Consider the following 22,675-nt stretch of genomic DNA (forward strand, 5'->3'; position numbering starts at 1 on the left):
CTGCCTCCTAGCGCGCGCGCGTGAAGAGATTGCCGAGGCCCTGCGGCATCAGCCGAATCACGACGATGACCGTGAGCAGCAGCCCGATCTGCCCGAACAGTTGACCGTACGACGCAGTCAGCGCGGACTGGATGATGGCGAGCACGCCAGCAGCCGGCGTGGTTCCCGCAATCACGTTGGCGCCGCCCACCACCACAGAGACGAAGGCCTGCACGATGAAGTTGCTGCCCATAGTTGGAACCAGGGTCATGGTGGGCGCGTAGAGCGCGCCGGTGAGTCCCGCGAGACCCGCGCCGAGCGCAAAGGTCAGCGTGTAGAGCCGATCAGTGCGCAGGCCGAGACACTGCGCGATGTTCGGATTCAGGATCGTGGCGCGGGCGCACACGCCGTAATTGGTCTTGAAGAACAGCAGATAGAGTCCCGACAGGATCGCCAGCGCGATGACCGGCAGCACGGCGCGATACGTCGAAAACGAATAGTCGCCCAGGGCGAATGAACCGAATGGTGTGCTGATGCCTTCGAGCGAGGGGCCGGCGACAAGCAGCATGGTCTGCTGCACGATCAGGCTGATGGCCCACGTTGCCACCACGGAATCGAACAGGCGGTCATACAGATGACGGATCACCAGCCGCTCGATCACCACACCAGCCAGCGCCGCTGCAATCGCACCCAGCAGCATCGCAAGGGGTAAGGGCACGCCACGTTTGGCCGCGATGATCGTGACGTACGCCCCGCACATGATGAACTCGCCATGCGCGAGATTGATCACGCCCATCATGCCGAAAATCACCGCGAGGCCAAGCGCCGAGAGCACCAGGTAGGCAAAGCTGTCGCCGAACTGATAGATGATCGAATACAGAACCGATAAGGTGGCCATGCAGGCTCCACGTTCAGGAACGGGCGCGCGGCGGCCATGCATCGGCCGCCGCGGGTTCGTTCAGATCAGGACTTCTTGGGGAGATTCGACGGCGTGTACTGACGATGATCCGGCTTGTTCGGCAGATCGCAGCCCACCTTGCCGAGCCAGTACGGTTGCACGTCGGCCCAGACCTTCGGAATTTCCACCGAGTGATCTTCCTTCACGTGGACGAGGAAGATGGTGTGGCTCGCGTGATGGCTCTTCGGGTCCATACAGACCTTGCCCTGCTCGCCGTCGGTGCAGATGGTGCCGCTTTCCAGCGCCTTGCGCACCGCGTCCTGATTCGTCGTGCCGGCCTTTTCGACGGCGGCCTTGTAGAGATAAATGGCGTCGTAGGCGTTCGCCGCTTCCTGATTGATGTACGGCTCATTCGGAAATTTCGCGTGGAAGCGCTTCTTGAAGTCGTTGCTTGCGGGCGTATCCACTTCTTCGACGTAGTTCGCCGTCACGTACATGTCCTTCAGTGCAGGCGGTTTGAAGCGCTTGTGCTCATAGGCCTGACCGACGTTCACCGAACTTGCCATAGGCAGATTCAGATGCGCGGAGGCCTGCTGCTCGTAATACGACGACTGGTTCGCGCCCACCAGCAGCGTGACCACGAAGTCGGGTTTCGCCTTCTGGATGTTCTGGATCGTCTGGCCGAACTGCGATACGGACAACGGAATAAATTCCTCGCCGACCATCGTGCCGCCGTTTTCCTTCACGATATTGCGCACCCATTCGGCGGAGATCTGTCCGAAGTTGTAATCGGCGGCAATGGTGTACACCTTCTTGCCGTACTTCTGCATCATCCACGGAATCAGCGTGGAGAACTGCTGCTCGGGCACCGCACCCGTCACGAACGTGTTGGTGTCGCACACGCCGCCTTCGTACTGGTTGTCGTACCAGTACAACTGATGCGCGCGGTCCATGATCGGGCGGATCGCTTCGCGCGAGGCGCTCGAGAAAGCGCCGAAAATGACATCGGGCTTGTCGGTCTGCACGAGACGCCGCGCGAGTTCCTGAAACTTCGTGTTGTCCGACTGCGTGTCGTAAGCGATCAGCTGCACGGGGCGGCCGAGAATGCCGCCCTTCGCGTTGATCTCATCCACCGCGAGTTCCGTGGCGTGAATCTTCGGAATGGTTGCCAGTGCGAAATTACCCGAGGCGTCTTCCAGCAAACCGATTTTCACGGGATCGGCGGCGCTCGATGCGAGCGAAGTCAGTGCAAGTCCTGCGGTAAGGGCGAGAAGCATCCAGCCCGACGGCTTCAGCAACATGCGGATTCTCCAGAAGTGAGCGCTAGACAGGGGAAAAATGCGGACAAAAAAAAGCCCTCTGACGAACGATGGGTTCGTCAGAGGGCTTCTGTGCCGGGTCCCCGGGCGGACGTCTTTGTCAGGCCGCGAGGTATGAGCGAAGTCTAAAGCGCCGAATTTTTGCTTGTCAACTAAGCAAAAAATAACCGGTGCATGCAGCGACGCAACAACGCGCTGCGTTTCGCGCGTTCAGCGCCGTCATGGATCGAGGAATCGTCAACCGCGAACGGCCACCGTACACGCAACGAGCGCCGCGAAGACCAGCGCCGGCGCAAGATGCCGCAACGGCTCGCGATTTCGCAGCAACGTGAAGAGCGCGCCCATCATGATGATGCTGGCCAGCGTGAGGCCGAACACGCGTGTCTGTTGCGCTGGCAGCAGCGCTGCGGTGAGCAACTCAAGAGCGCCACAGAGCAATGGAAACCACGCCGGATAACCCCAGCGTGCGAAGTCGCGCTTCACTGAGTCACGCCGCGCCAGATTGACCACGCCGGCAATCGCAAACAGAACCGCTACGAGCATCGCAAAGATGGGTTCGAGAGAAGCAGCATTCAGCGGCATGATCATGCTCCGTTGCTTTGCTCGAAGTGCTGCGGGTCAGCAAGGTCCGCAAGCAGACGAGGGCCGTGCGGTTCCCATGCCAGCACTCGCCGCGCGTGCTCGCCGCTGACCGCCTGGTCGAGCGCGAGTGCGTCGGCAAAGGGCCCAAACGATTTGCGGGCATCCTCCAGCGGCCAGAACACGACCCGCTCGGCGCCGAGCGAGGCGCGCATCGCTTCACCTATTTGGGCAACGGCTACCGCATCTTCCGTGACGACGTTGAAGATCTGCCCGGCGACGCCACCGTCTGCCCTCGCCGCTCGTTCCACTGCGCTCAGATAGGCGCTGGCGAGATCGTCGACATGCACCGCTGGCCAATGGTTGGCGCCGTCGCCGATCATCGCCACATTGCCGGACTGACGGGCCATGCCGGCGAGCATGCCGAAGACGCCGCGACCGTAGCCGTGCACCATCGCCGGCCGGAGGACTACCGCGGCAATCGAGCGGCGCGCGGCCAGCGCGAGCACCTGTTGCTCCACTGCCGGCCGCCACGCGACGAGCGGCGTCGGATTCAGCGCCGAGGCTTCCGTCGCGGGCGCCGCGCCCGTATTGCCATAGACCCAGGTGCCCGAGGTGTAGACAAAGGCCGCGCCCGGCTGCAGTTGCGCAAGCATCGCGACAATTGCGGCTTCGTCGGCCGCGCCGGCCGATGCGTCGTTGGTCGACGCCGTATGCAGCACCCCGTCAGCAGCGCCCGCAGCCGCAGCGAAAGACTGCGGCTCGCGCAGATCGCCACCATGCAAGATCACGCCGAGACGTGCCAGCGCGCCGGCCGCCGCCGAACTGTCATCGCGCACCAACGCCGTTACCTGATGGCCGAGGCTGACTGCCTTGCGCGCGACCGCTTGCCCGATGAAGCCCGTACCACCTGTCATGAACAGTCTCACAGCGTTCTCCAATGATTGGCTACCGATTGAATGGTCGTATTCAATGGTCTTACGAACGAGACCGATCAGTCTCGTTTTGAGCAATCTAAACGAGACTGGTCAGTCTTGTCAACCGTTTGACGATCTGTTATTTATCTCGTATGGATACTTCTCTCCTTGATCTGAGCACGCTGCAACGCCGCAAGCGGTCCGCCATTCTCGACGGCGCGAAAGCCGTTTTTTTGAGCGAGGGCTTCGGCCTCGCAACGATGGACGATGTCGCCGCGGCCGCGGGCGTCGGCAAACAGACGGTGTACCGCCACTTCAAGTCGAAGGAGGCGCTTTTCGTTGGTCTGGTGAGCTGGATGTGCGCCGAGGTGGGCGGCGTGCTCGCGAGTGCTCAGGACCAGCAGTCCGATGGATCACCGGAAGCCGCGTTGCGCGAGCTGGGAGAGATGCTGGCGCAGATCCTCATCACGCCGGATTATCTGCGGCTGTATCGCGCCATCGTTGCGGAGGCCGAGCGTCTTCCGGAACTCGGCCAGGTGTTTCACGAAAATGGCGCGAAGGTCGTGCGCGCCTACGCGGCAAAAATCCTGCGGCAACGCTTTGATGAATCGACGGCAGCATTGCGGGCAGCGACCTTCGTGCAGTTGGTGCTGGGGGATGCGTATCTGGAACTGTCGATTGGCTTTGCGGTGCCCGACGTTGAAGCGCGCTTTGCGATGCAGATCGATGAGGCGGTGGCGGCGGCGCTTCGGTGAGGGGGTGTTGCGAGGATGTCGCGGCGCTTGCGCCGGGCGGTCGGGATCGGGGCACCGCAGAGGTGCGGGGTGCGCAAACCTTTGCGGATCGCATTGGAAGAGCTTGGCTGTACCGCAGCTGAACAAAAAGTACAAAGCCCCTGACACGGCAAGCCGTCATTTTCCATGTAATTGCTCAAGTATCAATTTCGTATGCCGTTATGTGAGAAGCGCGCCGACGCTCCGCTGACTGGCTCTACAGCTCAACGACCCGATAACCGCGCTCAGCCAAACGCATGACGCACTGATCGTTGCACATACGCTGCTGCGCAATCGCGTCCTTACTCACCTTCAACGACACGACATGCGCCTCAGGAATTCGGCCACGCCGCTCGCATCCGCAGCCCTCGCACTCATTGCGCTCCAGTCTCAACCGGTTCTCGCCGATGAGCCCACCGGACCGATCGTACCGAGCACGTCAGGAAAACTGCTGTTGACGGGCGGTGTCTCAGAGGTCGAAGGATCGGCTGGCGGGGGCCTCGTACCCTGGGCCGTGATTGGTGGCTACGGCACCGCGTCACAACTAGGCGCCGACGCCTACGGTACCTACCTGCATACCCAGGATTTCGCGCTCACCACCTATGGTGCCGCGGTAGGTGTCGCCAATCGGGTCGAATTCTCGGTTTCACGCCAGGAGTTCGACACGCGTGACGCCGGTGCCCAACTCGGTCTCGGTTCGGGATTCCGCTTCAACATGGACACGATCGGCGTAAAGGTGCGTTTGTTTGGCGATGCCGTGCTCGATCAGGACACCTGGGTGCCTCAAGTCGCTACGGGCATCCAGTTCAAGCACAACGAACAGGGCGATGTCGTCAAGGCCGTTGGTGCGGCGAGCAATTCCGGCACGGACTTCTATCTGTCCGCAACCAAACTCCTGCTCGCCCAGAGCCTGCTGCTCAACGGCACGCTGCGCTTTACCAAAGCCAATCAATTCGGGCTGCTTGGGTTTGGGGGAGATCGGTCGAACAGCTATCACCCGGAGTTCGAGGCATCCGCTGCCTATCTGTTATCGCGATACGTCGCCGTCGGTGCCGAATACCGCACGAAACCCAACAACCTGAGTTTCGCGCGCGAGCAGAACGCATACGACGCGTTCATCGCATGGGCGCCGAATAAACACATCTCGCTGACGCTCGCCTACGTCGAACTGGGCGACGTAGCAACCATCCGGAATCAGCACGGCGCTTATGCGTCTGTGCAAGTGGGGTTCTGATCATGAAGTTGAGAAAACCTGTCCGTCTCGTTGCATACGTGGCACTCGCGTTGAGCGCGATGCTGTCGCCAGTCGCCCGTGCCGACGATACGCTCTATAAAGAATTCGGTGAGCAACCGGGTCTCGTCAAGATCATCGACGATTTCTATGATCTCCTGCTCGTCGATCCACGCACGCAGCCCTACTTCGAAGGCGCGCCGATCAAACGTATCAAGCAGAAGCTCGCCGAACAGTTTTGCGTGCTGCTGGACGGCCCGTGCGTCTATACCGGCCGTACGATGAAACGAGCGCACGAAGGCCAAAATATCGATCGCGCTGCATTCAACGCACTCGTGGAAGATCTTCAAACCGCGATGGACCGCAACGGTGTGCCATTTCGCGCGCAAAACAAACTCCTCGCAAAACTGGCGCCCATGTATCGCGACATCCAGGACCGCGAGTGAGCGCAACGTTCATCCGGAGTTTCGCTCCCCTTGCGGGTGTCGCATCGGTCACTCACTCCGCCATGAGACCTTATTCCATGCACTCAGATAACTGCACCTCAGTCGGGCGGAAGTGGTTCAGCGCCGCGCTTTGCTGGGCCGCCCTGCACGCTGCGACAGCCTGCGCCGCGAGTTTTCAGGTGGATGTCGTCGACCAGAACGGCGCGCCGCTCGCTGACGCAGTCGTTTATGCCACACCGTTGAACGGCAAGCTCCCGGCAAGCCGGCCCGCAGGCGCTGTCGTCGACCAGATCAAGCGGCAATTCGTGCCGCTCGTGTCGGTCGTGCAAACGGGAACGGCCATCACATTTCCGAACAAGGACAATTTCGAACACGATGTGTATTCGTTCTCACCGGCCAAAAAGTTCGAGTTGCATCTCTACCACGGCGTGCCGGCCAATCCCGTCGTGTTCGACAAGCCAGGCCTTGTCGTGATGGGCTGCAATATCCACGATTCGATGGTCGCGTACGTGCTGGTGGTCGACACCCCCTGGTTCGCAAAGACCGACTCTAACGGACATGCCTCGATAGACAACCTTCCAGCGGATAACTACAAGCTGACCGCCTGGCATTATCGCCTCGCCGAAGGGAGCGACATGCCTACGCAGAAGCTGCCTTCCGGCGAACGGGCATCGTTCAAGCTGAACGTGTCGGCACCGTAAGCCCGCCATGCGATTCCATAGCTTGCGCGCCCAGATTGCGCTTGTCATCGTGATACTGATGCTGGCTGCGCAACTCGCGGGTTTTGCGATGATCAGCACGGTCATCCACTCGAACGCGCGCCGCAATGCCAACCAGGAACTGGTGGTGGCAGAGCGGGTGTTCCGCCAGGTACTTCGCTCGAACGGCGAAAAGTTGAGCCAGGCCGCTGTGGTTGTCGCGGCGGACTTCGGCTTTCGCGAGGCCGTCGCGACGCATGACGAGAATACGGTCGTGTCGGCCCTGCACAATCACGGTGCCCGCGTCAATGCAGACGTCGTCATGCTGGCGGACCTCGACGGCAAGCTGATCGCCGACAGCCGCGGCGCGTCGTACGTCGGCGCGCCCTTCCCGCTGGGCAGTCTGATTCGTGCGGCATCCCGGCAGGGCGACTCATCCTCCATCGTTGCGGTCGACGGGAAGCTGTATCAGGTCGTCGCTGTGCCGGTCAAGGCACCGTTGACGATTGCCTGGGTGGCAATGGGTTTCTTGATTGACGACGATGTCGCGAAGGAAATGGCCACCCTGACGTCGCTCAACGTCTCCTTTCTCGAAGGACGCCGCGACGGCCGCTGGACGCTGCTTGCCAGTTCACTGCAGGACGACCACTCGCACGTCCGCGCGGGCATTGCCGACGTCGACGACAGCAACTATGCAACGCGTGTCGTGCTCCTGCAATCGAGCGGCGAGCGGACTGCGGTCATGCTGCAGCGCTCCCTGCGCGAAGCGATGGCACCGTTCCGGCAGCTTCAGACCGCGCTGCTCGTGATCACCGCATGCGGCGTGCTGCTCTCTGTGATCGGAAGCGTGCTGACGGCGCGCAGCGTCACCCGTCCCGTGACCGCGCTCACCCGTTTCGCCCGCCGCATCGGCCAGGGCAAGTACGACGAGCCGATCGAAATTTCGCGTCAGGACGAACTCGGCGAACTTGCGACAGCATTCAACCAGATGCAGGACGCCATCTCGCAGCGCGAGCGTCATATCGTCGAGCTCGCCTACATGGACCGCCTGACGGGACTGGCGAACCGCGCCATGTTCAACGAGCGGTTGCAGGCCGCCGTTGACGAAGCGGGAGCCGATCTCCAGCAATCGGGCCAGGTGTTCAGCGTGATGATGATGGACCTCGACCGTTTCAAGCTGGTGAACGATACGCTCGGGCACCCGATCGGCGATCTGCTGCTATGTGAGGTGGCGTCACGCCTGCGTAGTGCGCTGAGGGAAACCGATGTCGTCGCGCGGCTCGGCGGAGACGAATTTGCCGTGCTGTTGCAGGGCGATGCAAACGAGGGCGCGCAACGTGTCGCGACCCATCTGCTAAAAACGCTCGAACAACCCATCGTGATCGAGGGCCAACTGGTCGACGTTGGCGCAAGCATCGGCATAGTCGTGTTCCCGCAGCACGGCACCGACCTGAGCGTCCTTATGCGGCGGGCCGATATCGCGATGTACGTGGCGAAACGATCGAACCTCGGCTACACGCTATACGACGAGAAACACGATCAAAACAGCGCAGAACGGCTTTCGCTGATGAGCGAGTTGCGTCAGGCCGTCGAGCGCGATGAACTGACACTCTACTACCAGCCAAAGCTCGATCTTGCGACCGGTAGCGTGAAGTATGTCGAGGCGCTTGTGCGCTGGGAACATCCGACGCGGGGCTTCGTCTCACCGGACCAGTTCATTCCGTTCGCCGAGCAGACGGGCTATATCAAGATGATTTCGCAGTGGGTCGCCAACAAGGCGATCGCGCAATGCGCCGCGTGGCAAAAGGCCGGCATCGACCTCGCCGTATCGGTCAACGTTTCGGCGCGCGAATTGATTCAATCTACCCTGCCCGATACGTTTAACGCGTTGCTGCAAAAACATGCGGTCGCGCCAGAGATGCTGTGGATCGAAATAACAGAAAGCGCGATCATGGACGATCCCAACCATGCAATCGAGACACTTGATCGCTTGCATGCGCTCGGTATCCGGCTCGCGGTGGACGATTTCGGCACCGGCTATTCATCGCTTTCGTATCTGAAGCGTATGCCCGTCGACGAACTCAAGATCGACAAGTCCTTCGTCATGGGAATGACAGAACATAAGGATGACGAAACGATTGTGCGATCCACCATAGATCTCGCGCACAACATGGGCCTGAAAGTAGTAGCCGAAGGTGTCGAGAGTGAAGAAGTGCTCATGCGTCTCCACGAGTTGGGTTGCGATCTCGTCCAGGGTTATCACTTGACCCGGCCGCTGCCGCCGATGAAACTCGAGGCATGGTTGATCGACTGGGCGATCGCGCAGTCAATCGATACAAAACCGGGCGTCGCGCCCGAATCAGTCGACCAGAAGGTGCTTTTTGCGAGAGACGTCACGTCCTGATTGCGCGTAGAAAACGATCAACTCGATGAACGACGCGCGATGATCGCGACTTCACCAGATACCACCCAGCGCTTTCACGAGCAACACGCTTGCGACCATCTGACGGCGCGCCAGATCGATTTCGTTCCTTTCGTTCGTCAGAGCGGCGCTTTGTGCGGTGACGACTTCCAGATAGTCGGCCGTTCCGATCCGGTATTGATCCAGTTCCAGCTGCAGCGTCTTCCTGGCCGCCTCCACCGCTGCATCCTGCTTGCTGGACTCCTGGCCCAGGATACGCAGCGATGCCAGGTTGTCCTCGACTTCCTGAAAAGCCGTCAGCACGGTTTCGCGGTACTCCGCCGCGCTGGCATCGTATTGCGCCTGCGCCTTTTCACTCATCGCGTGGCGCCGCCCGCCGTCGAACAGCGTGCCAACCAGCGCCGGACCGAGTGTCCACATGCGCGACGGCGCAGTGAGCCAGTTCGTGAACGTCGAACTTTCCCTGCCGCCCGTCGCCGTCAGAACCAGATCGGGATAGAACGCGGATTGCGCAATGCCGATCTGATCGTTGGCCGCCGCCGCGCGCCGCTCCGCAGCGGCAATGTCCGGCCGGCGTTGCAGCAGTTCCGAAGGCAGACCCACGGGAATCGCCGGTGGCGTGAAATCGGCCGTGGCCGGTGGAAGATTGAAGCTCGACGCAGGTACCCCGGTCAGCGTGGCAATCGCATGCTCGTATTGCGCGCGGGCTACGCCCAGGTCGATGTCCTGCGCTTCGGTGGCACGCAACTGTGTCTCGGCCTGGCTCACATCGGCTTGCGACGACACGCCCACCACGAGGCGGCTTTGTGTGAGCGCGAGCGTCTGCCGGTAAGCGTCGGTGGTCTGGTCGAGCAACCGTTTTGACGCATCGAGCCCACGCAGATTGAAGTAGTCAACCGCTAGTTCGGCATGCACACCCAGTCGCACGCTCTCGAGATCGGCTGCACTGGCCTGTGCGCCGGCGCGGGCAGCGTCGTTTTCGTGCGCGATTCTGCCCCACAGATCCGGCTCCCAGCTTGCATCGAGCGTTACGGCGTAGTCGTCGAAAGACTTGCCCGCCGTCTCCTGATGGCCGATCACGTTCGCGGAATCGTGCAGACGGTTCACGCCCGCTGCGGCCCCAATCGTCGGCAGATACGCGGCATGCGCAGACTTAACCAGCGCACGTGCCTCCTGAAGCTGGGCCACGGCTTTGCGGATCGTCTGATTCGACACGTTGACGCTCGTTTCGAGCGCGTCGAGTTGCGGATCGTCAAAACGCGTCCACCATGCGCCGCGCGCTTCGTTGTCTGCTGGCTCGGCGCCGGTCCACCCCGGCGCTGCATGCGACGACGGCGCAGCGGCCGTGCCGGCTTCCTTATAGGCTGCCGGCACGTTCACCGAAGGACGTACGTAGTCCGGTCCGATCGAACAGCCTGCCGCACTCATCAAGCTCGCTGCGCAGATCGCCGCCAGCAGCAGCAAGCAAGGTCGGCGACGCGGCATGCACTCAGGTAACAACTCAGGTAACGTCTCAGGCTGCATGACCGCTCCCCGCACTGTGTACCGCCGGGCTTGCAGCAGCGGCTTCGCTCGACACGCGCACCGCTTGACCATTACTGATCGAATCGGACGGGTTGAGGATGACGCGATCGGTTGCAACCAGCCCCGAGTCCACTTCGATGCGCGTACCGAAGTCGCGACCGGGTTTGATGGTCTTCAGCAGCACATGTTGTTGCGCATCCACCGTGGCCACCTGCAAGCCCTTCGGCCGATACAGCAAGGCATTCACCGGCAGCGACAATCCCGGTTGCGCGGTGCGCAAGGAGACGCGCAACTGGCCGTACGAGCCAGGCAAGACCGCACCATCCGCATTCGGCACGTCCACTTCGATACGCAGCGTCCGTGTCACTGGATTGATCGCGCCGCTGTTGCGCGCCACCGTGCCCGTCACGCAACGGCCCGGCAACTGCGCGACGACGAGGCACGCAGGCGTGCCGTCCAGTGACGTGCCCGCGTAGGCCTGCGGAACGTCGGCATAGACACGCAACGTGCTGGTCTGCGCCAGATCGAACAACTCCTTCGCTGGGCCGCCGGCGCTACCTGCATCGATCAGCGCACCCACCTCGACATTGCGCGTCGTGATCACACCGTCGAAGGGCGCGTAGATCTTTTCATACGACTGCATTTGCGCGAGCCGCGCCACGTTCGATTGCGCCGCGAGTAGCGCTGCGTGCTTGGCCTGCGCGTCGCTTTGCTTCATGTCGGTGTCCTGCTGCGATACCGCGTGTGTCTGCACCAGTTGCTGCCAGCGCGACGCCGTCACTTCGGCCAGTTGCGCGTTGGCCTGCGCCTGCTGAGCATCCGCACGCGCCTGGCGCAGCGCGGCGTCGACTTCGGGCGCATCGATGGTCGCCAGCAGTTGCCCTGCTTTCACATGCGTGCCGATATCCGCGTACCAGGCCTTCAGATAACCATTGGTGCGCGCGAAAATGGGCGTCTGCTGATTGGCTTCGATCTCGCCTGGCAGGACTAACGACTGTTCAGGCGGTGCAACCAAAGGAAGCGTGGTCTGCACGGTAGGCACAGCGAGCGCAGCGGTCTGTTGCAACAGCGCCGCGCGTGCATTCAGACGCGGCACGATCCCCGCAGCGAGGATCAGCGCGACTACAGCGACCATCGCCATCAGGCGCACAATGCGGCGCCCCCGCTGAAGCCCGGCCGGCGCCGACGACGCGCGGGTTGAATGCGGCGTCGTGTCCGGCGTTACGTCCGGCACGGACTCGGGATGTTGGCTCGACATTCAGCGTACTCCGGTCTAATCAGATCAGTTCAAAGGGCGGACTCAGCAACGCGTGCCGTGGATCACTCGAGGATCGCCAGGTCGGGCTGGGGCACGTCACGCGGACGGTGCTTCGCCAGCCAGGCATGCAGCATCGAAAACACCACGGGCAGGAACACCAGCGTGGCAAGCGTACCGATCATCAGACCGCCGATCACCGCGCGGCCAAGCGGCGCGTTCTGCTCGCCGCCGTCGCCGAGGCCGAGTGCCATCGGCACCATGCCGATCACCATCGCAAGTGCCGTCATCAACACCGGCCGGAAGCGTCCGACGCCGGCTGCCAGCGCGGCCTGCAACGGCGCCATGCCCTGCGACAGACGTTCCCGCGCGAAATTGACGACGAGAATGCTGTTGGCCGTTGCCACACCAATGCACATCATCGCGCCTGTCAACGCGGGCACACTCAGCGTGGTATGCGTGACGAACAGCATCCACACGATGCCGGCCATCGCGCCGGGCAGTCCGGCGACGATCACGAGCGGATCGAGCCACGACTGGAAATTGACCACCATCAGCAGATACACGAGCAGGACAGCGAAGGCGATTCCGAGCGCAAGCCCTGTGAACGAGCTTTGCATGGTCTCTACCTGCCCGCGGATCACGACTCGCGCACCGCGCGGCAAATCCGCCCGCGAAGCGTCGACGATGCGCGTGACGTCACTCGCCACGCCGCCCAGATCGCGGCCTTGCACGGAGCCGAAAATATCCAGCACGGGTTGCACGTTGTAGTGCGAGACCACCGCCTGCTGCGTCGTGCGCGAGAACGTGCCCAGTGCACCGAGAATCCCGCTCACGCCGCCCGCATTGCTGCCCGCTCCGCCGGTGCCGGCCGTAAAGGTCGCGCTCAGCGGCAGATTGGCGAGCGCCTGCAATGAATCGATGTCGTACTGCGGTGCCTGGGTCATCACCGGATAACTCACGCCATTTTGCGGATTGAGCCAGAAGTTCGGCGAGGTCTGCGAACTGCCGGATAGCGCGATCAGCAGACTGCGCGCGACGTCCTGCTGCTGCAATCCGGCTTGCAGCGCCTTGGTGCGATCCACGTCCACTTCGATGGCAGGCTCGTCGTCGGGTTGCTGGATGCGTAGATCGACCAGTCCCTGCACGGCGTGCAACCTGGTCAGCAACGCATTGGCAAACGCGCGGTCGTCGTCGAGGTTATTGCCCACCACCTGAATATCGATGGGTGCCGGCAGACCGAAGTTGAGAATCTGGCTGACCATGTCGGCGGGCAGAAACGAGAACGTCACCGCCGGAAACTGCGCAGCGAGCGTCTGCCGCAACTTCGCCACGTATTGTGCGGTGGGTCGATGGCTCGCGTTCAGGGTGATCAGGATGTCGGCATCGGCCGAGCCGATGGGCGCCGAACTGCTGTACGACAGATTGATGCCGCTGGTCGGCAGGCCGATGTTATCGACAATGGTCGTCAGTTCGCTGGCGGGGATGGTTGCGCGGATGCTGTTTTCGATTTCATCGGCAAGCCGCGCGGTTTGCTCGATACGGGTGCCGGTTTTTGCACGCATGTGCAGGCGGATCTGCCCGGAATCGATCTGCGGAAAGAAGTCGCGGCCGAGGAACGGCAACAGCGCGAGAGAACCGATACACAGGATGAGGAAGCCGGCGACGAACCGGCGCGGTGCGGCAAGCGCGTGTTCCAGCACGCGCTGGTAGCGGTTGCGCAAGCCGTCGAAGCCGCGTTCGAAGCCCTTCTGGAAACGCTCGAGGCGCGCGAAGCGATTCGACGGCCGCGAAGGCCGACCGCCCTCGCCCGCTGCCACCGCCGGCTGTGCGCGTAGCAGATACATGGCCAGTGTCGGCACGAGCGTGCGCGAGAGGAAGTAGGACGCGAGCATCGCGAACACGACGGCCTCGGCCAAAGGTGTGAACAGATAGCGCGCGACGCCGGAGAGCAACAGCATCGGCACGAACACGATGCAGATGGACAACGTCGAGATCAGGGTCGGCACGGCGATTTCGCCCGAACCGTCGAGGATGGCCTGCAGCAGCGGTTGCCCCTGCTCCAGATGGTGCGTGATGTTCTCGATCGCTACCGTGGCGTCGTCCACCAGGATCCCCACGGCGAGCGCGAGACCGCCGAGCGTCATGATGTTGATGGTCTGGCCGAGCAGCGACAGCGCGATCAACGACGTGATCATCGCCAGCGGAATCGAAATGCCGATGATCAGCGTGGCACGCCAGCTGCCGAGAAACAGCAGAATCATCACGGCCGTGAGACCAGCGGCAATCAGGCCCTCGCGCACCACGCCCTGCACCGCCGACTTGACGAAGATGGACTGGTCGGTGACGGTCTGGATATCGAGGGCGGCAGGCATCTGCGAGCGGATGCGCGGCAGCAGACGCTTGATGTTGGCAATGATGTCGAGTGTCGAAACGTTGCCGCTCTTTTCCACTTCGAGCAGCGCGGCGCGCTGGCCGTCGTGGCGCACGATATTGGTCTGCGGCGCATAGCCGTCGCGCACGGTTGCGACGTCATGCACATAGGTCACCGTGCCGTCTGGCTGGGCGCGGATCGGCAGCGTATTCAATTCCGCCACCGACCGCGCCGCGCCGTTCATGTCGACGTTGTATTCGAAGCTGCCGATCTTGGCCGTACCGCCCGGCAACACGAGGTTCTGCGCGTTGACCGCGTTGACCACGTCCGCAGGTGTCAGGTGCCTGGCTTGCAACGCCTGCGGGTCGATGTCGACCATGATCTGCCGCACCTTGCCGCCATACGGAATCGGCACGGCCGCGCCCTCGACCGTCGCAAGCTGGGTACGGATGAAGTTGTTGCCGAGGTCATAGAGCGTCTGTTCGGGCAGCGTCTTGCTCGACAGCGCCAGCTCCATGATCGGCACGGTGGAGGCGTTGTAGGTCAGCACCATGGGCGGCAGCGTGCCGGGCGGCAGGACGCGCAGCAGCGATTGCGCGCTGGTCGAAGCCTCCGTCATGGCGCGTGTGATGTCCGCGCCAGGATGAAAAAACACCTTGATGACCGCGACACCGTTGAGCGACTGCGATTCGATATGCTCGATATCGCCCACATCCGAGGTCAGCGCGCGCTCGTATGGCGAAATGATCCGGTGTGCCAGATCCTCCGACGCCATGCCGTTGTAGCTCCACACCACGCTGATCACGGGAATGTCGATGTTCGGGAAGATATCGACCGGCATGCGCAAGATCATCAGCGGGCCGATGATCATGAGCAGCAGCGCCAGCACGATGAAGGTATAGGGGCGGCGCAGGGCAACTTTGACGATCCACATGATGCAAGCGGTGCCTGGGAGGATTTCGATGGGCGCAGTCTAGCGAGACCGTGCTTGCGCCGGGATTGCCCGTAGATGACAAAGCCGTAATGAAGCGCACGGCGTTGCGCGGGTATCATCGTAGGCACTTGCCAAACGCAGCCAGGCACTTGCCAACCGCAGCCAATCGCAGCGAGGCACAACCAGGCACACCCAGGCACAATCAGGCGCATCAACCGGAGAGGCTGCGGCAGTGAAGGTACTCGTGATCGAAGACGAACCGAAGGCCGGCGACTACCTCAAGAAGGGCCTGGAGGAATCCGGCTTTGTGGTGGACGTGGCGCGTAACGGTGTGGACGGACTGCATCTCGCGCTGGAGGAATCGCACGACGTGATCGTGCTCGACGTCATGCTGCCGGGCATGGACGGCTGGCAGGTGCTTCAGCAGATTCGCGGACGCAAGGACACGCCCGTGCTGTTTCTGACGGCCCGCGACGAGATCGAAGATCGCGTGCATGGCCTCGAACTGGGCGCCGACGACTACCTGATCAAACCGTTTGCGTTCGTCGAGTTGCTCGCGCGCGTGCGCACGCTCGCGCGACGCGGCCAGTCACGCGAGAGCGACACGCTGACGATCGGCGATCTGGAGATCAATGCAAGCCAGCGCAAGGTTCGGCGCGCGGGCCAGCGCATCGACCTCACGCCGCGCGAATTCGCGCTGCTGCATCTGCTGGCGCGGCGTAGCGGCGAAGTGTTGAGCCGCACGCAAATCGCCTCGTACGTATGGGACATGAATTTCGACAGCGACACGAACGTCGTCGACGTGGCGATCCGGCGTCTGCGCGCGAAGATCGACGATCAGTATCCCGTCAAGCTGGTCCATACGGTGCGCGGGGTCGGTTACGTGCTCGAAGTGAAGGACGCGTGATGCAGCAGACTTCGTTGACAGCGAAGCTGGCCGCTTCGTTTGCCCTGATTACCCTGCTGGTGTTCGGTGCCGGTGGCAGTGTGCTGTATCACGCGCTGGCAACGCAGATCCGCGCTCAGGACGACTTCGACCTGGTGCTGACGGCACGGCATCTGCGCCGTCTTGCAAGTGAGCTGGAGTCTCCGCAGGGCGTCGTGCTGCACGAATCGCGGCTCGATAGTCTGGTGCTCGGCAACGAGGCCTTTTTCCTGCGGATGACGGATGCGAACGGCCGCGTGCTGCTCGAACGCAATCCTTCGCACTTCGCGATTGGCGAGTTGCAGGAAGTGAAACCGTTGAACCGCATTTTCGAACACGACGTCCAGCAGTGGCATACCGCCAACGGCCAGACCGTGCGCGGCATCGCCACGGATATCGCGCTTGCCGACGGGTCAGTGGTGGACGCCGTAGTGGGACGTGAAATGGGCGATCGCGAAGCGTTGCTGGCCCGCTACCGCACCACCCTCTACCTGACCACGCTGTGCGCGCTGCTCGCCGCCACAGCACTCGGCTACCTCGCCGTGCACGCCGGGCTGCGTCCGCTGCGCGACATTGCCGGCAGTGCCGCGCGCGTGACTGTTGGCAAGCTCGATACGCGGCTCGCCTCCGACAACGCGCCGCGCGAACTGGCGGTGCTGGTCGACGCGCTGAATTCGATGCTCGCCCGCCTCGAACTCGGCTTCCAGCGCCTGTCGCAATTCACCGGCGACCTCGCGCACGATTTACGCACGCCGCTTGGCAATATGCGCGGCGCTAGCGAGGTGGCGCTCGCCCGTCCGCGCTCGATTGAAGAATATCAGGCGCTGCTGGTGTCGAATATCGAGGAGTGCGAACGGCTCTCGCGTATGGTCGAAAACGTGCTGTTTCTCGCCCGCGCCGACAACCCTCAATACGTGACGAGCGCCGTCGATTTTCCGGCCCGTGACGAGTTGCTGCGGGTGGCCGATTACTTCGAGGGCATCGCCGACGATGCCGGGATCGCGCTCCTGGTCACGGCGACGGGTCAGTTGCACGCCGACGTCGACCTGTTCCGTCGCGCCGTGAGCAACCTGCTGGCGAATGCGCTGCGCTATACGCCGCGTGGCGGCACTGTGACGCTTGCCGCGCATGAGACGCCCGAAGGCGTCACGGTCACCGTAAGCAATCCGGGCGCAGCTATTCCAGCGCAGCATCTCGAGCGTTTGTTCGACCGCTTCTACCGCGTCGACGAATCGCGCAGCAATTCGTCCGGATCGACGGGCCTGGGACTCGCCATCGTGCGGACCATCATGGAATTGCATGGCGGCCATGCAACCGTGCAAAGCGACGCGGCCGCCACGCAGTTCCATCTGTACTTTCCACGACTGTAAACGGGCATGACGCGTCGCCCTATTCGGATGCCATGCTGGAACCTTCGTCCTGGTGACGGGCTTGATAGACGGCGCGATTTTGTGCGATCTCGCGCGGCGACGGCGGGTAGTCATTCTTCGAGCCGGGCAATAGGCCCTGCTGTTCGGCCTGGATCAGTTCCGCGCGCACTTCGGCGCGCGTCTTGCCGGTGTTAGCGGTTGTAACGGCTGGCGTCATGACGCCCGGCGCTTGCGCGGTTTGCGCGAATGCTGATTGACCTGAAGTTGCGAGTGCACCAACGACGGTAGCAAGTGCGGCATATCGGCTGAGTTTCATGGCTGGCTCCTGAGACGGGTTGCGCCGGCGTGCGCTTCGGCGCTACCGGCTCGTTCGACGTAGCAATCAAGCTACGAACCCATTCTCGGCTCCGGCGGTTTGCGCAGAGGTGACGCGTCCATGACGGATTTGTCATCTCGGACGTGAGTGGCAGCGGCGTGGCGCGCAGTGCTTCAGGTCGGCGAATGCGCGGTTACGAGCCTGAGGGGACAAACACTGTGCCCGAGCGCAGCCGGTCGATCGTCACTTGCCTGCTACGTAAGATTCAATCCTCCATCCGAGAGCAGGATTTCTCCCGTCAGATAGTCTGAGGCCACTAGCAACGCTACGGCCTGAGCAATATCCTCGGGACTTGCGGCCCGTCGCATGGGCGACCGCTCCTTCCAGAGTTGCTGCGCTTGCGTCCAGTCCGCTGTGAGAGGCGTATCGACCAGGCCGGGCGCGACAGCGTTCACGCGAATATCCGGGGCAAGCGAGAGCGCGAGCAGGCGGGTCACGTGGTTCAAGGCAGCCTTGGTCGCAGCGTAAGGAATGGATGCGCCCTTGGGTCTCACACCAGCATGCGAACTCACATTGACTACGCATCCCGCTTTCCCTCGCGCTGCCGCTTCACGCAGCGCCGATTCCGCTTCCGCTACCAGGCGAAATGGCGCAACAACATTGATCTCATGCAGTTCCTGCCACACCTCCGGTGTAGCGGCGGCCAGGTCGGCATGGGGGATAACTCGGCTGATACCGGCGTTATTGACGAGGACATCAAGTCGCCCCCACACCGCAATCGCTTCGCGGATGAGCTTCACGCGGTCCGCGTCATCAGCCAGATCGGCCTGTACGTACGCTGCCGATCCGAGTTCACGGGCCAGCGCATGACCCGCTTCGGCCGAACTCCGCGAATGCAAGACGATTGAGAATCCGTCCTTTGATAGACGCCGTGCAATGGCGGCGCCAATGCCCGAGGTTGAACCGGTGACAAGAGCGACAGGAGGCTCGGCTTTCATGGATGCGCAATGGCGTAGTGGTTTCGGAACGGAAGAGCCCGTTTCGATGGCTCTTTTTAGCCAGGCGACAAAGAACCAGACATTACCGCGGCCCTGTTCGTCGGCCTTGCTCGGACTGATTGTCGACGATCTGGGCGGCGGTGTCGAACGACAACATCTCCAACCGGTCCGCGGCAAAAAACGTGCTTGCTTGTCGATAAAGATTTTCTTTCAATTAGAGACACATTTTCTCATTTGTCCGTGAATGGAAAGAGGTGAAGAATCTCAGCTAAGCCGAAGGAAAGCACTTCTGCCCGATGACGGGATTTTGATAGCCCACGCTTAGCGGATTTAATAGTTTTTCTCCCCACCGGTGTGCATTGCGCCCAGCGATCAGGCAGGCGCCCGGCGCCCAACCCGAATAGGAACCAAAGCCATGATGCAAGACTGGAACACCTACCGTGAGTCCCTCCTGGAACGCGTGGGCGACTACGCCACGCAGACCCCCGACGTGATGCGCGGCTTGATGACGATCGAGAACGCTGCTGGAAAGACGGGTTATCTCGAACCGAAGATGCATGAACTGATCGCCTTGGCCGTGGCAGTGACCACGCGCTGCGATGGCTGCATCGCCGTGCACACGAAGAAAGCCGCTGAGGCTGGTGCCACGTTGGGGGAAATCTCCGAGGCACTGGGCGTCGCTATTGCCTTGAACGCCGGTGCCGCTCTGACTTACTCGGCGCGCGTCATCGAGACCTACCAGCAATTGCCCAACGAGTAAGCCGGAGCAACAGATGCCCGCTGCCAGCAGGCATCTGTTGCTGCCAGGTCTGGAAATCCGTCCATGCTAATTAACGCCGATTTCTCGCGCCCCGCCAACGTGGCGCCCCACGAATATCAATGGGTCGCGTCGCCCCAAAGCGGCGTCGAACGCGTGATGCTGGACCGCGTGGGCGCAGAGAAGGCCCGCTCAACCAGCATCGTGCGGTACGCCCCCGATTCCAGCTTTCCTCGTCACGTTCACCCCGGCGGCGAGGAAATCCTGGTACTGGCCGGCACGCTCTCCGAAGGGGACGAGCACTACCCGGCGGGCTGGTATCTGCGCAATCCGCCTTATTCAAGCCACCAGCCCTCCAGCCGCGAGGGCGCCATCATCTTCGTCAAACTCCAGCAAATGCGAGCCGACGAGCGTCGTCGAGTGCGCATCAACACCTACGATCCTGCCGCCTGGCGCCGCCAGAATGGCCGCGAAATCTGCCCGCTATTCTCGGATGACGTCGAACAGGTCTGTCTGCAACGCCTTGCGCCAAACGAAGTCCTGTTTGCCGAACCTGTGGAAGGCGCTGAACTGCTGGTGCTGGCCGGCGACGTTTTGGCAGACGAGCAATCCTATGGGCGCGGGAGCTGGATGCGATTGCCCGTAGGCGACTCCTCCAGGATCGCAGCGGGCGCGCATGGTGCCACCGTCTATCTAAAAACCGGTCACCTGGCTGCCGTGGTGGTTGAGGCATAGCCATGCAGACCACACGCATCGTGATCGTTGGTGCAGGATTGAGTGGCCTGTACGCCGCGTATCTACTGGCGCGCCAAGGCATCCGGGAATATGTGCTGCTGGAAGCGCGAAATACCCTCGGCGGCCGGATCGCGTCCGTCGACGCGTCGGGGCGAGCCATGCCGCACATGGCGAACACCATTGACCGCTTCGACTTGGGGCCGACCTGGTTCTGGCCCGATCAGCAGCGCGAACTGCACCGCCTCGTCCACGAACTGGGACTGGAGAGCTTCACGCAATTCGACACGGGCGACACGCTGGTGGAACGCTCGTACAACGAGCCGCCCGTGCGTGTGCGCGGTTACACGAACTCACCCGCCTCGGTCCGCCTGATTGGTGGCATGGGCGGACTGATCGACGCTCTGCGCCGCACACTGGACCCGCAACAGATCGTTACCGGCCAGGTGGTGCGCCGCCTGCGCAGCAGAGAATCATATGTCGAGTTGGACAGCACCAACGACGACGGCGGTGTCACCACCTGGCGCGCTGAGCATGTGTTGCTTGCGCTGCCTCCACGCCTTGTCGAGGCCACCATCGCGTTCGAACCCGCTTTGCCGCAAGAACTGAGTCAGGAATGGCGCGCGACAGCGACATGGATGGCGCCCCATGCCAAATACCTTGCCATCTACGATACCCCGTTCTGGCGCAAGCGAGGACTGTCTGGCGTGGCTCGTAGCGCGCGGGGGCCTCTAGCCGAGATCCACGACGCCTCCATGCCCGGCGGGCGCGCGGCGCTGTTTGGCTTCTTCGGCATTCCGGCGCACGTGCGCAAGAGCGTCTCCGAAGACGTCTTGCGCGCTCAATGCCGCGCGCAGTTTGCACGCCTGTTCGGACCGCAAGCAGCGGCACCCCGCGCCGATGTCATCAAGGACTGGGCGCAAGACCCCTATACGGCCACTGCCGCCGATCTGAAAGCGGCGGCCCATCACGCTGAAGCACCCTCCAGCACCGCCGCGTCCGGTCCGTGGTGTGGACGCTTGACCGGCATCGCCAGCGAATGGTCATTGCAATTTCCGGGCTATGTCGCCGGCGCCATTGAAGCCGCGCGCGAGGCAGTCCATGCACTACCTATTTTGCCCACTCGTGCCGGCCAATGCTTTTGAGCGAGGTTCAGCATGAAGCGAGGGCAACTCGATGAACTTCTGGCGTTCGCGACCATCGCGCGGGCGCGCAGTTTCACACGTGCTGCCGCCGAGCTCAGCCTATCCCCATCTGCACTGAGTCATACTCTGAGATGCCTTGAGATGCGCCTGGGCGTACGGCTGCTCGCGCGTACCACGCGAAGCGTCGCCCCCACTCCAGCTGGTGAGCGGTTGCTGCGTTCAGTCGAATTCGCACTGGAAGAAGTTGAGGCCGGCATTAGTGACATCAATGAACGGCAAGGCACCCCGTCAGGATTAATCAGAATCACGACATGCCAATTTGCCGCGCTCGCCGTGTTAGCGCCGGCTTTACCGGGATTTCTTTTAGAAAACCCGAAAATTTCCATCGAAATCACGGTCGATAGCCGGCTGGTGGATCTTGTTCAGGGTGGTTTCGACGCGGGGATCAGGTGGGGCCAGCATCTCGATCAGGACATGATTGCTGTTCGCGTAGGTCCCGACACTCGTATGATCGTTGTCGCTGCTCCAGCCTATCTGGAACAGCGCTCTCGCCCGCATTCGCCGGCAGATTTAAAGCGCCACAGTTGCATCAGCTACCGCCTCCTCACCCGGGGCGGAACTCTTCCATGGACACTCGAGCGTGACGGCAAGACATTCCGCAGCCAGACGGAAGACCAACTCATCGTTGATGATCCAGAAGTTGCGGTGAATTTAATTTTAGCGGGCGCCGGACTTGGAATGGTGCTTGAGCCAAAGGCCTCGCCGTACATGAAAACGGGCCGACTTGTTCAAGTTCTGGACGACTGGTCGGTGCCTTTTGAAGGGCCGCATCTCTACTATCCAAGCAGGCACGTGACGCCAGCATTGCGGGCGTTAATAGAGGTGTTGAAATGGGAGCCGTCGGCGTGATTTGAAATCACCAGCCCTCGGAAACGTCGAAGCCTACCGAACGTTCAAGCTTGAATGGCTGACGCGCTCTAAACGAGATCACTCACACGATTCTTATTTAACCTGCCTACAGGTCAAATTGTAGTATCAGCAAAAAAACGTGCGCAACCCGCGCACCTGTCACAACCGATATGT

At 61.9% G+C, this 22,675-nt stretch carries 21 protein-coding genes; 12 read left to right on the forward strand and 9 right to left on the reverse strand.

Annotated elements, in window-relative coordinates:
- Window positions 1-7: 7 nt before the first annotated feature.
- From D0B32_RS22700 to D0B32_RS22715, 4 genes are all read right to left on the reverse strand, one after another.
- Window positions 8-877, reverse strand: a complete 870-nt coding sequence (locus D0B32_RS22700) for an ABC transporter permease subunit (RefSeq protein ID WP_117336539.1) — start codon at window positions 875-877, stop codon at window positions 8-10.
- A 65-nt stretch (window positions 878-942) separates the two neighbouring features.
- Window positions 943-2,178 carry an urea ABC transporter substrate-binding protein gene (locus D0B32_RS22705; RefSeq protein ID WP_117336540.1) on the reverse strand — a complete coding sequence of 412 codons (1,236 nt, stop codon included), beginning with the start codon at window positions 2,176-2,178 and terminating at the stop codon, window positions 943-945.
- Window positions 2,179-2,433: 255 nt separating this feature from the next.
- Window positions 2,434-2,778 (reverse strand): DoxX family protein, encoded by a 345-nt coding sequence (locus D0B32_RS22710; protein WP_259295101.1) that lies wholly within the window; start codon window positions 2,776-2,778, stop codon window positions 2,434-2,436.
- Between the two features lie 2 nt (window positions 2,779-2,780).
- Window positions 2,781-3,704 carry an NAD-dependent epimerase/dehydratase family protein gene (locus D0B32_RS22715; protein WP_117336542.1) on the reverse strand — a complete coding sequence of 308 codons (924 nt, stop codon included), beginning with the start codon at window positions 3,702-3,704 and terminating at the stop codon, window positions 2,781-2,783.
- A gap of 140 nt (window positions 3,705-3,844) precedes the next feature.
- Here D0B32_RS22715 and D0B32_RS22720 point away from each other — a divergent pair, with 140 nt between their 5' ends.
- The 5 genes from D0B32_RS22720 (at window position 3,845) to D0B32_RS22740 (ending at window position 9,244) form a co-directional block, all read left to right on the forward strand.
- The gene (locus D0B32_RS22720; RefSeq protein WP_117336543.1) at window positions 3,845-4,447 is read left to right on the forward strand and encodes a TetR/AcrR family transcriptional regulator; all 603 of its coding nucleotides are present in this window, start codon (window positions 3,845-3,847) and stop codon (window positions 4,445-4,447) included.
- Between the two features lie 343 nt (window positions 4,448-4,790).
- Window positions 4,791-5,699, forward strand: a complete 909-nt coding sequence (locus tag D0B32_RS22725; protein WP_117336544.1) for a DUF3034 family protein — start codon at window positions 4,791-4,793, stop codon at window positions 5,697-5,699.
- 2 nt (window positions 5,700-5,701) lie between these two features.
- Window positions 5,702-6,142, forward strand: coding sequence for a group 1 truncated hemoglobin (locus D0B32_RS22730; protein ID WP_117336545.1), 441 nt, complete (start codon window positions 5,702-5,704; stop codon window positions 6,140-6,142).
- Between the two features lie 179 nt (window positions 6,143-6,321).
- A complete protein-coding gene (locus D0B32_RS22735) occupies window positions 6,322-6,843 on the forward strand; it encodes a methylamine utilization protein (RefSeq protein WP_259295102.1) in 522 nt (173 codons plus the stop codon).
- A gap of 7 nt (window positions 6,844-6,850) precedes the next feature.
- Window positions 6,851-9,244, forward strand: coding sequence for a bifunctional diguanylate cyclase/phosphodiesterase (locus tag D0B32_RS22740; RefSeq protein ID WP_117336546.1), 2,394 nt, complete (start codon window positions 6,851-6,853; stop codon window positions 9,242-9,244).
- Window positions 9,245-9,295: 51 nt separating this feature from the next.
- On the opposite strand, the gene D0B32_RS22745 is transcribed toward D0B32_RS22740, so the two are convergent.
- The 3 genes from D0B32_RS22745 to D0B32_RS22755 all read right to left on the reverse strand — a co-directional run bounded on the left by D0B32_RS22745 (window position 9,296) and on the right by D0B32_RS22755 (window position 15,349).
- Window positions 9,296-10,690, reverse strand: a complete 1,395-nt coding sequence (locus D0B32_RS22745; protein ID WP_259295103.1) for an efflux transporter outer membrane subunit — start codon at window positions 10,688-10,690, stop codon at window positions 9,296-9,298.
- An 85-nt stretch (window positions 10,691-10,775) separates the two neighbouring features.
- Window positions 10,776-12,044: an efflux RND transporter periplasmic adaptor subunit gene (locus tag D0B32_RS22750; protein ID WP_117336548.1), complete on the reverse strand. Its 1,269-nt coding sequence runs from the start codon at window positions 12,042-12,044 to the stop codon at window positions 10,776-10,778.
- A gap of 62 nt (window positions 12,045-12,106) precedes the next feature.
- Window positions 12,107-15,349: an efflux RND transporter permease subunit gene (locus D0B32_RS22755; protein ID WP_117336549.1), complete on the reverse strand. Its 3,243-nt coding sequence runs from the start codon at window positions 15,347-15,349 to the stop codon at window positions 12,107-12,109.
- 232 nt (window positions 15,350-15,581) lie between these two features.
- Here D0B32_RS22755 and D0B32_RS22760 point away from each other — a divergent pair, with 232 nt between their 5' ends.
- Together D0B32_RS22760 and D0B32_RS22765 are read left to right on the forward strand one after the other, a co-directional pair.
- On the forward strand, window positions 15,582-16,256 hold the full coding sequence (locus D0B32_RS22760) for a heavy metal response regulator transcription factor (RefSeq protein ID WP_117336550.1): 675 nt from the start codon (window positions 15,582-15,584) through the stop codon (window positions 16,254-16,256).
- Entirely contained in the window at window positions 16,256-17,644 is a 1,389-nt protein-coding gene (locus D0B32_RS22765) for a heavy metal sensor histidine kinase (protein ID WP_117336551.1), read from the forward strand. The genes D0B32_RS22760 and D0B32_RS22765 overlap by 1 nt, the downstream gene beginning before the upstream one ends.
- A 19-nt stretch (window positions 17,645-17,663) precedes the next feature.
- On the opposite strand, the gene D0B32_RS22770 is transcribed toward D0B32_RS22765, so the two are convergent.
- Both D0B32_RS22770 and D0B32_RS22775 read right to left on the reverse strand, forming a co-directional pair.
- On the reverse strand, window positions 17,664-17,960 hold the full coding sequence (locus tag D0B32_RS22770; RefSeq protein ID WP_117336552.1) for a DUF4148 domain-containing protein: 297 nt from the start codon (window positions 17,958-17,960) through the stop codon (window positions 17,664-17,666).
- A gap of 254 nt (window positions 17,961-18,214) precedes the next feature.
- A complete protein-coding gene (locus D0B32_RS22775) occupies window positions 18,215-18,958 on the reverse strand; it encodes an SDR family NAD(P)-dependent oxidoreductase (protein ID WP_117336553.1) in 744 nt (247 codons plus the stop codon).
- Here D0B32_RS22775 and D0B32_RS32350 point away from each other — a divergent pair.
- The 5 genes from D0B32_RS32350 to D0B32_RS22795 all read left to right on the forward strand — a co-directional run bounded on the left by D0B32_RS32350 (window position 18,957) and on the right by D0B32_RS22795 (window position 22,501).
- Window positions 18,957-19,202, forward strand: a complete 246-nt coding sequence (locus D0B32_RS32350; protein ID WP_147329556.1) for a hypothetical protein — start codon at window positions 18,957-18,959, stop codon at window positions 19,200-19,202. The genes D0B32_RS22775 and D0B32_RS32350 overlap by 2 nt on opposite strands.
- Before the next feature lie 171 nt (window positions 19,203-19,373).
- Window positions 19,374-19,718, forward strand: a complete 345-nt coding sequence (locus tag D0B32_RS22780) for a carboxymuconolactone decarboxylase family protein (RefSeq protein WP_117336554.1) — start codon at window positions 19,374-19,376, stop codon at window positions 19,716-19,718.
- A gap of 63 nt (window positions 19,719-19,781) precedes the next feature.
- Window positions 19,782-20,450 carry a cupin domain-containing protein gene (locus tag D0B32_RS22785; RefSeq protein WP_117336555.1) on the forward strand — a complete coding sequence of 223 codons (669 nt, stop codon included), beginning with the start codon at window positions 19,782-19,784 and terminating at the stop codon, window positions 20,448-20,450.
- Between the two features lie 2 nt (window positions 20,451-20,452).
- Complete coding sequence (locus D0B32_RS22790) at window positions 20,453-21,592, forward strand: FAD-dependent oxidoreductase (RefSeq protein WP_181969876.1); 1,140 nt, start codon at window positions 20,453-20,455, stop codon at window positions 21,590-21,592.
- Window positions 21,593-21,604: 12 nt separating this feature from the next.
- A complete protein-coding gene (locus tag D0B32_RS22795; protein WP_117336557.1) occupies window positions 21,605-22,501 on the forward strand; it encodes a LysR family transcriptional regulator in 897 nt (298 codons plus the stop codon).
- The last annotated feature ends 174 nt before the right edge of the window (window positions 22,502-22,675 follow it).

Source organism: Paraburkholderia sp. DHOC27 (assembly GCF_003429005.1).
Taxonomy (GTDB): Bacteria; Pseudomonadota; Gammaproteobacteria; order Burkholderiales; family Burkholderiaceae; genus Paraburkholderia.